This is a genomic window from Gordonia amarae NBRC 15530 (assembly GCF_000241345.1).
Lineage (GTDB): Bacteria > Actinomycetota > Actinomycetes > Mycobacteriales > Mycobacteriaceae > Gordonia > Gordonia amarae.
Genome location: NZ_BAED01000062.1, coordinates 14,884 through 27,498, shown reverse-complemented (window position 1 = coordinate 27,498; position 12,615 = coordinate 14,884). Strand labels below are relative to the sequence as shown.

Annotated in this window: 10 protein-coding genes; 8 read left to right on the top strand and 2 right to left on the bottom strand. The window is 69.0% G+C overall.

Annotation, left to right across the window (positions count from 1 at the left end):
• Nucleotides 1-110 precede the first annotated feature (110 nt).
• Genes GOAMR_RS18355 through GOAMR_RS18345 form a run of 3 tightly spaced genes read left to right on the top strand, consistent with a single transcriptional unit; the run spans nucleotide 111 to nucleotide 3,864 of the window.
• Nucleotides 111-1,436 carry an ABC transporter permease gene (locus tag GOAMR_RS18355; protein WP_005191424.1) on the top strand — a complete coding sequence of 442 codons (1,326 nt, stop codon included), beginning with the start codon at nucleotides 111-113 and terminating at the stop codon, nucleotides 1,434-1,436.
• Between the two features lie 11 nt (nucleotides 1,437-1,447).
• Nucleotides 1,448-2,995 carry a cobyric acid synthase gene (locus tag GOAMR_RS18350; RefSeq protein WP_040515797.1) on the top strand — a complete coding sequence of 516 codons (1,548 nt, stop codon included), beginning with the start codon at nucleotides 1,448-1,450 and terminating at the stop codon, nucleotides 2,993-2,995.
• Nucleotides 2,996-3,039: 44 nt separating this feature from the next.
• Complete coding sequence (locus GOAMR_RS18345) at nucleotides 3,040-3,864, top strand: alpha/beta fold hydrolase (RefSeq protein WP_040515796.1); 825 nt, start codon at nucleotides 3,040-3,042, stop codon at nucleotides 3,862-3,864.
• Nucleotides 3,865-3,888: 24 nt separating this feature from the next.
• Here GOAMR_RS18345 and GOAMR_RS18340 read toward each other — a convergent pair whose 3' ends face one another.
• Both GOAMR_RS18340 and GOAMR_RS18335 read right to left on the bottom strand, forming a co-directional pair.
• Nucleotides 3,889-5,289 (bottom strand): mycothione reductase, encoded by a 1,401-nt coding sequence (locus tag GOAMR_RS18340; protein WP_005191418.1) that lies wholly within the window; start codon nucleotides 5,287-5,289, stop codon nucleotides 3,889-3,891.
• Nucleotides 5,286-6,377: an alpha/beta hydrolase gene (locus GOAMR_RS18335; RefSeq protein WP_005191415.1), complete on the bottom strand. Its 1,092-nt coding sequence runs from the start codon at nucleotides 6,375-6,377 to the stop codon at nucleotides 5,286-5,288. The genes GOAMR_RS18340 and GOAMR_RS18335 overlap by 4 nt, the downstream gene beginning before the upstream one ends.
• Nucleotides 6,378-6,543: 166 nt before the next feature.
• Between GOAMR_RS18335 and mqo the strand changes: the two genes are divergently transcribed.
• The 5 genes from mqo (at nucleotide 6,544) to GOAMR_RS18310 (ending at nucleotide 12,582) form a co-directional block, all read left to right on the top strand.
• Nucleotides 6,544-8,031 (top strand): malate dehydrogenase (quinone), encoded by a 1,488-nt coding sequence (gene mqo / locus GOAMR_RS18330; RefSeq protein ID WP_005191412.1) that lies wholly within the window; start codon nucleotides 6,544-6,546, stop codon nucleotides 8,029-8,031.
• 85 nt (nucleotides 8,032-8,116) lie between these two features.
• Nucleotides 8,117-8,623 carry a GNAT family N-acetyltransferase gene (locus GOAMR_RS18325; protein ID WP_005191410.1) on the top strand — a complete coding sequence of 169 codons (507 nt, stop codon included), beginning with the start codon at nucleotides 8,117-8,119 and terminating at the stop codon, nucleotides 8,621-8,623.
• Entirely contained in the window at nucleotides 8,620-10,566 is a 1,947-nt protein-coding gene (locus GOAMR_RS18320; protein WP_005191408.1) for a VWA domain-containing protein, read from the top strand. The genes GOAMR_RS18325 and GOAMR_RS18320 overlap by 4 nt, the downstream gene beginning before the upstream one ends.
• A 10-nt stretch (nucleotides 10,567-10,576) precedes the next feature.
• Nucleotides 10,577-11,194 carry a cob(I)yrinic acid a,c-diamide adenosyltransferase gene (cobO, locus tag GOAMR_RS18315; RefSeq protein WP_005191405.1) on the top strand — a complete coding sequence of 206 codons (618 nt, stop codon included), beginning with the start codon at nucleotides 10,577-10,579 and terminating at the stop codon, nucleotides 11,192-11,194.
• Nucleotides 11,188-12,582, top strand: coding sequence for a cobyrinic acid a,c-diamide synthase CobB (locus GOAMR_RS18310; RefSeq protein ID WP_040515794.1), 1,395 nt, complete (start codon nucleotides 11,188-11,190; stop codon nucleotides 12,580-12,582). The genes cobO and GOAMR_RS18310 overlap by 7 nt, the downstream gene beginning before the upstream one ends.
• The last annotated feature ends 33 nt before the right edge of the window (nucleotides 12,583-12,615 follow it).

Genomic DNA, 12,615 nt, shown 5'->3' with positions numbered 1-12,615 from the left:
CACACTGGTCCTGTCGACACGTGCGGCGGAAGTATCACCAATCGGTCCCGGGACAGTAGCGTCGACCGGGACGGATTGCGGGTCGGCGATTCTCACCGAGGAGGAATGTGATGTTGTCTTCTGCGACCGGTTGGTGGCGCAAGCATTACGGCAAACTGCCGCCGGCGGTGCAGATGATCGGGCTGCAGTTGTGGATGCCGCTGTTCTTCATCACGGCGTTCTGCCTGTGCTACGTGGTGGCCTTCCACTCGCCGAAGGTGCACGACGTGCCGGTCGGTGTGGTCAACACCCCGGCCGCGTCGGTGGTCACCCAGAAGGTCGAGGCCGGCGCTCCGGGAACGTTCGCGTTCAGCTACTTCGGCGACCAGGCCGCCGCCGTCGAGTCGGTGCGCGACGGCGACAACGCCGCGGCGCTCGTCATCCCGGCCAACGGGCAGGGACAGCCCGAACTGTTCGTGGCGGGGGCGCACCAGTATCAGGCGTCGACGATCGTGAAAACGTCGTTCCAGCAGATCTTCGCCACCACCACAGGTGTGAAGATCACCGACATCGCGCCGCTGCCGCAATCAGATTCGTTCGGGCAGGGCGCCATGTACATGATGATGTCGTGGTGTATCGCCGGATACATGGTGGCGATGTTCATCGGGATGATGGGAGCCCCGCTCGGGCACGGGACGCGTGTGGCCATCCTGGCCGGTGGGGCGGTGGTGCTGTCGCTGGTGTCCAACATCATCGTCGGCCCGATCGTCGGTGTGTACGAGATGGAACACTTCGCGCAGATGGCCGGTCTGGCGATGCTGTGGATCTTCGCCATAGGGCTGTTCGTGAACGGCATCTCGTACTTCTTCGGTCGCTTCATCACCGGCCCGGCTCTGTTGCTGTTCGTGTTCGTGTCGATACCGGCCTCGGGCGCGGCGTTCCCGGCGTGGATGGTGCCGTCGTTCTTCAAACACCTGCAGCCGTTCGTCGTCGGGCACGGCATCACCGAGATGATCAAACGCATCCTGTACGGGGTCGGCGAACCGTACTGGCAGGGATTCCTGCTGATGAGTGCCTACGCGGTGATTGGCGTGCTGACCGCGCTGGTCGGGAAACGCTGGCGCGAATCCAAGGAGGTCGAGCGGATCCTGTCCGGCCAGTCCACGATGATGATCGCCGCCCAGCGCGCGATGATGCAGCACGGCATGGAGAACCGCGCGGTGGTGCTGCACCGGCACGGCATCGACCCGGACACGGGCAAGGCGCTGCACCCGGCCGGGGACCCGGACCCCGCGGCCACCGATCGGGACGGTGACGAGACCGATGACGACGTGTACACCGAGCTCGAACTGGCGGCACCCGGAGACCCCCTCGTCAACGGCGGGCGCGGACTGGGCCTGGGGGAGATCGACCGTGAACACGACATCCGGCAGGCCGACCGCCCAGGCCAGGAGTGACAGCCGGGTCGATGTCAGGAGTGAACGGCGCACTGCTCGTCGGCGGTGCCACTTCCGACGCGGGCAAGAGCATGATCGTGACCGGCCTGTGCCGGGCCCTCGCACGACAAGGTATCCGGGTCGCGCCGTTCAAAGCGCAGAACATGTCCAACAACTCGGCCATCACCCCGGACGGCGGCGAGATCGGCCGCGCGCAGGCACTGCAGGCGTTCGCCTGCGGACTGGACCCGTCGACCCGGTTCAACCCGGTGCTGCTCAAACCCGGTAGCGACCGGCGTTCCCACGTCGTGGTGCGGGGCCGTCCTGACGGGCAGATAGGCGCGGCCGACTACGCGACCCGGCGCGCCCAGCTGCTCGGCGTCGTGACCGACGAACTCGCCTCACTGCGTGCCGATTTCGACATCGTGATCTGTGAGGGCGCCGGTTCGATCGCCGAGATCAACCTGCGCGGCTCCGACATCGCCAACATGGGGCTGGCGCAGGCCGGGGCGATGCCGGTGATCGTGGTCAGCGACATCGACCGCGGCGGTTCACTGGCTCACCTGTTCGGCACCACCGCCGTCCTCGGCGCCGACGATCAGCGCCTCGTCGCGGGCTATCTGATCAACAAGTTCCGGGGTGACCCCGGCCTGCTCGCCCCCGGACTCGAGCAACTGCGCGAGCTCACCGGCAGACCGACCTACGGCGTCGTGCCCTACGCCTCCGGGATCTGGATCGACGCCGAGGACTCGCTGTCGGTGGCGGTGGGCCGGCGGGTGGGGCCACCGGCAGCCGACGGGCGCCCGGTGCGGTTGAGCGTGGCGGCGATCCGGCTGCCGCGAATCTCCAACTCCACCGACGTCGAAGCGCTGGCCTGCGAACCGGGCGTCGACGTCGCGTGGGTCGACGACGCCGGTGCGGTCGCCGCCGCCGACATCGCGATCCTGCCCGGAACCCGGGCGACCGTGTCCGACCTCGCCTGGTTGCGGTCGCGGGGGATCGACGCCGCGCTGCGGGGGCGGGCCGCGGCCGGACGGCCGGTCATCGGGATCTGCGGCGGCTTCCAGATGCTCGGCCGCACCATCGACGACGACGTCGAATCCGGCGGCGGCCGGGTCGAGGGCCTGGGACTGCTGGACATGACGATCCGGTTCGACGCGGACAAGATCACCAAGCAGGTCACCGGGCATGCCGACGTTCGTGACGGCCGGGTTGCCGTCCGCGGGTATGAGATTCATCATGGCCGGGTCGACGGCTGCACCGAGGATGCGTGGATCCGGCAGGGCGACAATCTGATTGCCGAGGGTGCGGTGCGTGGCGCGGTGCGCGGCACCCACTGGCACGGGCTGCTGGAGAACAACGCCTTCCGCCGCGACCTGCTGATCACGCTCGCCGAGCAGGCGGGCAAGCCGGCCTTCGAGGTCGCACCCGACACCGACGTGGCAGCGATCCGCACCGGACAGGTCGACCTGATCGCGGACCTGCTCACCGCACACGTCGATCTCGATGCCCTGCTCGACATCATCGGCCGCGGCGCGGGCGCATCGGTCCCCGTCATCACGCATATGCTCACCGGCTGAGCGATACCCCTCCGTACGGCGCTACGTGTCTGTACGATTGCCGGGTGAAGACCGAGCACCGCGCTGTCACCGTTGGCGACTATACCTTCGACGTCGAGGTCGGTGGACCGGAGCGAGGCAACTGGGTACTGCTGCTGCACGGTTTTCCCGTCGGCGGCAGCTGCTACCGCGACGTGGTGCCGCGCCTGCACGAGTCGGGACTGCGGACCATCGTGTTCGAACAGCGCGGCTACAGCGCTGGCGCCCGGCCCACCGCGGTCGAGGACTACTCCATCGACAACCTCGTCGCCGACGCGATCGGTATCCTCGACGCCTTTGATGTTCCGTACGCACTGCTCGTCGGTCACGACTGGGGCGGACTCGTGGCGTGGCATCTCGCGGCCCGGTACCCCGACCGGTTCACCGGCCTGGTGGCGGTGAGCACCGGCCACCCGTCCGCTGGGCGGGACGCGCTCACCAGCGGTGATCAACGGCAAAGATCCTCGTACATCAAGACTTTCGTGCAGCCCGGAGCCGAGGACAACATCGTCGCCGATAACTTCGCCGCGCTGCGCAGATTCGGGGTCACCGCCGAGGAACTGGAACCGCTGAAAGCGCCCGGGGCGCTGACCGCAGCCCTCAACTGGTATCGCGCCAACTTCACCGGCGACGTCAAGACCAAGATGTCCTGCCGGCCGGTGGAGATCCCCACCACCCTCGTGTGGAGCGACAACGATCCGGCCCTCGGGCGTGAGCAGGCGCTGGCGACCAGCCGCTACGTGTACGGCGAATACCGCTTCTGCGAGCTGCCGGGCGTCGACCACTGGATTCCGCAGCACGCCGCCCCCGCACTGGCCAGTGAGATCGCGCTGCGCTCTGCGGTGTTCTGACCCCTGCGGTGCTCTGACCTCCTGCTAGAGATCCAGGCCCAACAGGGCGTTTTCCAGGACCTCGGGCATGGCGGGGTGGATCCAGTACTGGCCGCGGGCCATCGCCTGGGCGTCGAGGCCGAACGACATGGCCTGGATGACGGGTTGGATGACGGTGGAGGCCTGGGGGCCGAGGATGTGGCAGCCGAGGATGCGGCCGGTGCCGCGTTCGGCGATCACCTTGCACAGTCCGGTGGTGTCCTCCATAGCCCAGCCGTAGGCGACGTCGCCGTAGTTCTGCACCTTCACCGTGATGTCATGCCCGGCGTCGCGCGCCTGCTTCTCGCTCAAACCCACCGAGGCCACCTGTGGGTGGGTGAACACCGCGCCCGGTACGTAACGATGATCGAAGCTGTCCAGATCGGTTGCGTCCCAGCCTTTCAGCAGGTTCGACTGCACCACGCGCTGTTCGTGGTTGGCGACGTGTTTGAGCTGATAGGGCGAACTCACATCGCCCAGGGCCCACACCCCGGGTGCGGTGGTGCGGCCCGCGTCGTCGCACACCACCCGGCCGTCGTCGTGCAACCCGACGCCGATGGAGGCGAGGCCGAGCCGGTCGCCGTTGGGTTGCCGGCCGACGGCGACGAGCAGGACATCGCCGTCACAGTGACCGCCGTCGGCGAAGCTCACCCGGATACCGTCGGTGGTCTCCGCGACCCCGGTGATATCACTGTTGAGACGTACGTCCCACTGCTGCCGGGCCACCTCGGTGAACCGTTCCGAGATGTCCTCGTCCTGTGAGCGCAGCAGCCGCCCGCTGCGGGCGATGATCGACACCCGCGAACCCAGCGAACCGAAGACATGCGCGAACTCGGCTGCGATATAACCGCTTCCGACGATGATCAGCCGCTCCGGCAACGCGGGCAGGCGCATGATGTCGTTGTTCGTGTAGTGGCGGACATCGCTGTCGGCGATTACCGGCGGAATCACCGGCCTGGCGCCGGCGGCGATCACCACCTGCCGGGCCAGGACCGTCACTCCGTCGGTGACGAGCCGGTACAGGCCGTCGGGATCACGGCCGTCGAACACCACATGCGACGGATAGACAGTGACGTTGGGGCACCGCTCGACGCGGTACTCCTTACCGCCCGCGGAGATCGGGTCGATGCGGCCGAACACCCGCTCCACGATCGACGGCCAGTCGGCACCGTCGAACGATGCCGTCATGCCGTACCTGGCGGCGTCGCGGATCGTGTCCGCGACGTCGGCGGCATAGACGAACATCTTGGTGGGAATGCACCCGACGTTCAGGCAGGTGCCGCCGTAGACGCCCTCCTCGAAGATGGCGATCGACAGGTTGTCGAAGCGATCATCGGGGATCGAGTTGCCGCTGCCCGAACCGATGATCGCCAGGTCGACGACGTGGCCGGCCTCCCGGGCGGTCACTGGGCGACTCCGGTGCTCGTCGCGTGCGCCGGGTCGGGGTCCCTGCCGATCTCGGCCAGCCATTCGCCCAACGCGCGGTACGCGCTTTCCCTGGCCGGTTTCGCGGACAGGAAGACGTCGTGCCGGGCGCCGGTGATGGGTACCACCCGCACCCGGTCGCCGAGATGGGCGCTCCACTGCGCCATGTGACGCACGTCGAGCACGATGTCGGCGGCGTCGACCTCGGGGGAGTAGGCGTGCGTGAACAACGATGCGTTGGATCGCAATACCAGTGTGGGCACCCCGACGTCGATACCGTGGTGCAGCCTGCGTTGCCCCGACCTGACCGCGTCGATGAACCCGAAGGTGACGGGGAACCCGCCCATCGGTTTCAGGTTCAGGTCGTACGACCACTCACCGTGCGCGCTCTCGTGCAGACTGTGTCCGTAGGCCATCGAGATCTCTTGCGGCAGCACCTGCTTGGGTTTGACCTTGGCCACCGCCTTGATCACCATGGTGACCGGGTAGGTACGCAGGACGGCATCGCCCTGCAGGTCGAGCCAAGGACTGTTGAGGACAGCGCCCTCGATTCGTGAATGCAGTTCGGGCGCGTCCCGGCGTAGCTCGTCGAGCCACAACGAGGTGGTCAGGCCGCCCGTGGAATGTCCGCCGACGATGATCCGGGCGCCGGCGCCGACCTCGCCCAGCACCACGCGCAACGCGAGGGTGAGTTCCTCCCGGTATCGGCTCAGGTCGGTGGTGAAATGCGGTGTCTGATTCTCCCGCAACGACCGGCCGCACTTGCGCAGATCGAGCGCGTAGAAGGCGTACCCGCGCGCGTGAAAGAAATCGGCCAGCGGCTGCTGGAAGAAGTAGTCGGTGAATCCGTGCACGTGCAGTACCGCGCCGCGGCACCCGGGATCGGGAGCGGTGCGCCGGATCAGGGTCGCCGAGATCGGCCCCTCGTCGTCCGGGTCGGGACCGAGGGGGATCGTCGCGATCTCATAGCGGTCGAGGTACCGGTCGGGTTGCCAGGTCAGGGCCGGCGGGGCCGGTGCATCGGCCTCCGGCGCGGTGGTGACGGCAGCGGCGTCGTCAGGGGAACTCACGCGCTCCACTCTAAGGTGCACACGCCGGTCACGGGTCCGGTTGTTGTCGTGCGGCCCACATCCGGGCGTGGCCGGTTCAGTCTGGTGTATGTCTATGGGTAAGAATGACCGTTGACAGTTTTCATCCGGACGGGTAGCCGTCCACAGCTGCGAAAGTGGAGCCACGGTGTCTCAAACGGTGATCAAGACAGACGTCGCGCTGATCGGCGCGGGCATCATGAGCGCGACGCTCGGCGCACTTGTCCGGCGTCTGGAACCCACCTGGTCGGTGAGCGTCTTCGAACGTCTCGACGCAGCGGCCGCCGAGAGCAGCGACCCGTGGAACAACGCCGGCACCGGCCACTCCGCCCTGTGCGAACTCAACTACACGCCCAAGACCGCCGACGGCGACGTCGACATCACCAAGGCGCTCAATATCAACGAGCAGTTCCAGGTGTCGCGGCAGTTCTGGGCGCACGCGGTCGACAACGGCTTCCTCGGCAACCCGAAAGAGTTCATCAACCCCATCCCGCACGTCAGCTTCACCCACGGTGCCGACGGCGTCGAGTACTTGCGCAAGCGCTACGACAAGCTGTCCGCGAACCCGCTGTTCGAGGGCATGGAGTACATCACCGACCCGGCCGTGTTCGCCGAACGCCTGCCGCTGATGGGCGCCGGCCGCGACTACTCCGACCCGGTGGCGCTGAACTGGTTCAATGACGGCACCGACGTCGACTTCGGCGCACTCACCCAGCAACTCCTCGGCTACGTCGGCCAGGCCGGCGATGTGTACTTCGGGCATGCCGTCACCAACCTCAACAAGCAGTCCGACGGCTCCTGGCGGGTCAAGGTCACCAACCGGCGCACCGGTGAGAAGCTCACCATCGCAGCCAAGTTCGTGTTCGTCGGCGCCGGCGGCGGGGCCCTGCACCTGCTGCAGAAGTCGGGCATCAAGGAGGCCAAGGGCTTCGGCGGGTTCCCCGTGTCGGGCGCGTTCCTGCGCTGCACCAACCCCGACCTCATCGAGCAGCACGCCGCCAAGGTGTACGGGCAGGCCGCCGTTGGTGCCCCGCCGATGTCGGTGCCGCACCTCGATACCCGCGTCATCAACCACCAGCAGGGCCTGCTGTTCGGCCCGTACGCCGGCTGGTCGCCCAAGTTCCTCAAGAGCGGCAAGTTCACCGACCTGCCGTTCTCGGTGAAGCCGGACAACATCATTCCGCTGCTGTCGGTGGGCATGAAGGAAATGGCCCTCACCAAGTACCTGCTCGGTGAGCTCGCCGCCAGCCGCGCCGACCAGATCGCCACCCTCGCCGACTTCATGCCGCGCGCCAACGGCGAGGACTGGGAGATGATCACCGCCGGCCAGCGTGTGCAGGTGATCCGCAAGACCGGTGGCGGCGGCTCGCTCGAATTCGGTACCGCCGTCATCGCCGCGGGCGACGGCACCATTGCCGGCCTGCTCGGCGCCTCACCGGGCGCCTCCACCGCGGTGCCCGCCATGCTGTCGGTGCTCGAACAGTGCTTCCCGCAGCAGTACCAGGCGTGGACCCCCAAGCTCACCGAGATGATCCCGTCGTTCGGCAAGAAGCTCTCCGACAACCGCGACCTGTTCCGGCAGGTCTGGGACTGGACGAGCAGCTCGCTGGAACTGACGGCCGGCCAGAAGGCCTGACAGCTGTCGATCACGCATGCGTGCCGTACCGACCGCCCGCTGAGGTGATTGGTGCGGCACGCGGTGGTGTGATAGTCACGACATCATGAGCAATGGGCAATTGCATCGCGCGTCGGTGGACGAGATCGACGCGCCGACCCTGTACCGCCTGCTGCAGCTCCGCTCCGAGGTGTTCGTGCTCGAGCAGGCATGTCCGTACCAGGACCTCGACGGGCGTGACCTGGAGCCGGACACCCGCCAGCTGTGGATCACCGCGGACGACGGCACCATCGCCTCCGAACTGCGCATCCTGCGGAACACGGGTCCGGACGGCGCCGACACCTACCAGATCGGACGTGTGTGCACCCACCGGGCGCACCGCGGTCGCGGACACACCCGGCGGCTGATGATCGAGGCGCTCGCGGAGGTCGGTGACCACGAATGCCGCGTCGAGGCGCAGAAGTACCTCGCGGACATGTATGCCGGGCACGGCTTTTCGGTCGTCGGGGAGGAGTACTTGGAGGACGGGATCCCGCACGTGTCGATGATCAGGAGCGCGGACTCGGCGTCACCGAACGGCACGTCGTCGGGAACGGCGCGTGATGAGCTGTGAGTGTGATTCCGGCGCGCTATCCGTTCACCGCTGTCGTCGGGCAGGACCGGCTCAAGCTCGCCCTGATCCTCAGTGCCATCTCGCCCGGCATCGGCGGTGTGCTGATCCGGGGTGAGAAGGGCACCGCGAAGTCGACCATCGTGCGCGGCCTCGGTCCGGTCGCCGGCGGCCGGGTGGTCGAACTGCCGATCGGCGCCACCGAGGACCGCGTCGTCGGGTCCCTGGATCTGACCGGGGTGCTGCGGGAAGGACGGGCCGACTTCACCCCCGGCCTGCTCGCCCAGGCCGACGGCGGGGTGCTCTACATCGACGAGGTCAACCTGCTCGCCGATCACCTCGTCGACGTTCTTCTCGATGCCGCCGCCAGCGGCCGGGTGACCATCGAACGCGACGGCGTCTCACACACGCAGGCCGCCGACTTCGTGCTGGTGGGCACGATGAACCCCGAGGAAGGGGAGCTGCGGCCGCAGCTGCTCGACCGGTTCGGTCTGGCCGTGGACGTGGTGGCCGCCCCCGACGTGGATGAGCGGGTGGAGATCATCTCGCGCCGCATGGAATTCGACGCCGACCCGGGTGCTTTCGCGCAGCGGTACGCGGCCGACGAGGACACGTTGCGGTCCCGGATCGCCGCCGCCCGGGCCGCGGTACGTCAGGTGTCCCTTCCGGTGGCGCAACTGCGGCGGATCGCGGGGATCTGCGCGCACCTGGGTGTCGACGGGCTGCGCGGCGACATCGTCGTCGCCCGGGCCGCCGCGGCCCACGCCGCGTGGCGCGGTGCCGGTGCCGTGGACACCGACGACGTCGCCGTCGCCGTCGAGCTCGCCCTTCCGCACCGCCGCAGGCGGGACCCGTTCGACGACTCAGGGTTCACCGACGAGCAACTCGACGAGGCGATGCAGGCCGGTGACGAGGCCGCCGGGCCGGAGGAGCCCGAACCCGATCCCGACGGGGACGGCCCCGACGACGGTGGGCCCGGCGGCGGAGAGGACTCCGGTCCGATCGGCGACGGTCCGGTGATCGGGGACGACAGCCCGGGCGACCGGGCCGAGCCGCAGCCCGACACCGGTGCCCAGAGCAGTCCCGCCCCGGCGGGTGCGCTGTTCGGTACTCGCAGCTCCGGAGCGCCGCGCCGGATGCGCCCACTGAAGGCGGCAGGTATCGGTGACGGCGATCCCGGACGCCGTTCCCGCGCCCGCAGCACGCGGGGTGCGACCACGCACGCCGTCGACTTCGAGACGGGCAGGCCGCTGCACCTGTTCGGTACCGTCCTGGCCGCGGCGGGACGGACCGCGTCCGATGGCCGGGGCGCAGCGCGGCTGACCCTGGTCACCGACGACCTGCGTGGGGCGCAAAGGGTCGGGCGTGAAGGCAATCTCGTGGTGTTCGTCGTTGACCTCAGCGGGTCGATGACCGCCCGCAGACGGCTCACCGCGGTCAGTGAGCTGTGCGTTGACCTGCTCCGCGACTCCTACACCCGTCGTGACCGGGTGGCCGTGGTCACCGCGCGTGGCTCGGCCGCGCTGGTCAGCGTGCCGCCGACCCGCTCGGTGGAGCTGGCGGTGCGCAGGCTCGCCGAGGTACGCACCGGCGGCAGGACGCCACTGGCCGAGGGACTGCTGGCGGCCACCGAGGTGATCGACGGCGCGGCCCGGCGGGAACCGCAGCGCCGGCCGCTCCTGGTGGTGCTCACCGACGGCCGCGCGACCGCCGGCCCCGATGCCCCACGCCGCGCCGCCGCTGCCGCCGCCGGAATCGCCCGCCGCGGCATCGCCTCGGTGGTGGTCGACTGTGAACAGGGCATGATCCGGCTCGGCATGGCACACGAACTCGCCGCCCGGCTGGGTGCGCAGTGCCTCACCCTCGATGAACTCACGCCGGCTGCTCTGCACCGGTCCGCCCTGCGCCGGCCCGGCGGCATCGTCGCGCCGCGCCGCGCCAGCTAGGAGAACGACTGTGCCACAAGGAGTCCCAGATAACGTCCCGAACGACGGGCTGACCACCCGGCAGCGGCGCAACACCCCCGTGCTGGCCGTGCACACCGGCGACGGCAAAGGCAAGTCGACGGCCGCGTTCGGGATGGCGATGCGGGCGTGGAACGCGGGCCTGAGCGTCGGCGTGTTCCAGTTCGTGAAGAGCGCAAAGTGGCGGGTGGGAGAGGAGTCGGCGATGCTCGCCCTCGGCGAACTGCACGACTCCACCGGCAAGGGGGCACCCGTCGAATGGCACAAGATGGGGCAGGGCTGGTCGTGGCTGCGTGCCAACGCGGGCGAGGCCGACGACCACGCCGCTGCGGCCGCGGCAGGCTGGGCCGAGATCAAACGCCGCCTCACCGAACAGACCCACGACTTCTACGTGCTCGATGAATTCACCTATCCGCTCGACTGGGGGTGGGTCGACACCGGCGACGTCGTCGAGACGATGGCTGCCCGGCCCGGCCGCCAGCACGTGGTGATCACCGGCCGGCGGGCACCGCAGGCCCTCGTCGAGGCCGCCGATCTGGTCACCGAGATGCGCAAGATCGCGCACCCGATGGATCAGGGCCGCAAGGGCCAGAAAGGTATCGAGTGGTGACGATCCCGACGATCGTCGTCGCCGCTCCCGCCTCCGGTAGCGGCAAGACCACCGTCACCACCGGCCTGATCGGTGCGCTGCGCGCCGCGGGCCACCGGGTGGCCCCGTTCAAGGTGGGTCCCGACTTCATCGATCCCGGCTATCACGCGGTGGCCGCGGGGCGGCCGGGACGTAACCTCGACCCGAACCTGGTGGGGATCGAGCTGGTCGCGCGGCTGTTCGCCGCCGGCAGCGCCGGCGCCGACATCGCGGTGGTCGAGGGTGTGATGGGGCTGTTCGACGGCCGGATCCTTTCGGACAGCACGGGATCGGCGATCGCCGATGCCGATCCGGTCGCGTACGGTTCCACCGCGCACGTCGCCGCGCTCATCGGTGCGCCGGTGGTGCTCGTGGTCGACGGTTCCGGGCACAGCCAATCCCTGGCCGCGTTGCTGCATGGATTTCTCACCTACGAGTCGTCGGTCCGGATCGCCGGGGTCATCCTCAACAGGGTCGGATCGGCCCGGCACGAAGAGGTGCTGCGGCACGCGTGCGCCCGTGTCGGCGTACCGGTGTTCGGGGTGCTGCGCCGCGACCCGTCGCTGGTGGTGCCGTCCCGGCACCTCGGGCTGATACCGGCCGCCGAACGCAGCGTGGAAGCGGTGGCCGCAGTCGAATCGATGTCGGCCGAACTGGCCGCCGCCTTGGATCTTCCCGCGATCGTCGCCGCCGCGGCCGGCCGCACGCCGCTGACTGTCACCCCGTGGTCGGCTGACGACGGCATCGAGCCGGCCGGCAACCCGGTGATCGCGGTCGCCGGCGGCCCGGCGTTCACGTTCTTCTACACCGAACTCGGTGAGATGCTGACCGCCGCCGGTGCGCGGATCGCCGTGTTCGACCCCTTGACCGATCCGTTGCCCGACGGCACCGCCGGGGTGATCGTGGGTGGTGGCTTCCCCGAGGAGCACGCCGCCGAACTGTCGGCCAACCGGACCCTGCGCGGGCAACTCGCCGAGCACGCCGGGGCGGGACGGCCGATCTGGGCCGAATGCGCCGGCCTGCTGTATCTGACGCGGGAACTCGACGGCCACCCGATGGCCGGGGTCATCGACGCGGTGGGCCGGTTCTCCCCGTCACTGACGCTCGGCTACCGGGATGCGGTCGCGGTGGCCGACTCCGTGCTGTTCGGCGAAGGGGCGCGGGTCACCGGGCACGAATTCCACCGTAGCGTCGTCGTCGAGGACCGGCCCGGTGCCAACCCCGCGTGGACCTGGCGTGACGCCGACGGCCGCCCCGCCCGGCACGGCTACACCCACCGTGGTGTGCACGCCTCGTATCTGCACCTGCACCCGGCCGCCCACCCCGATGCCGTCACCCGGTTCGTCGCCGCGGCCGCCGGAAGACCCTGACCACACCCGGTGAGCGACCAATCAGCCCGCACC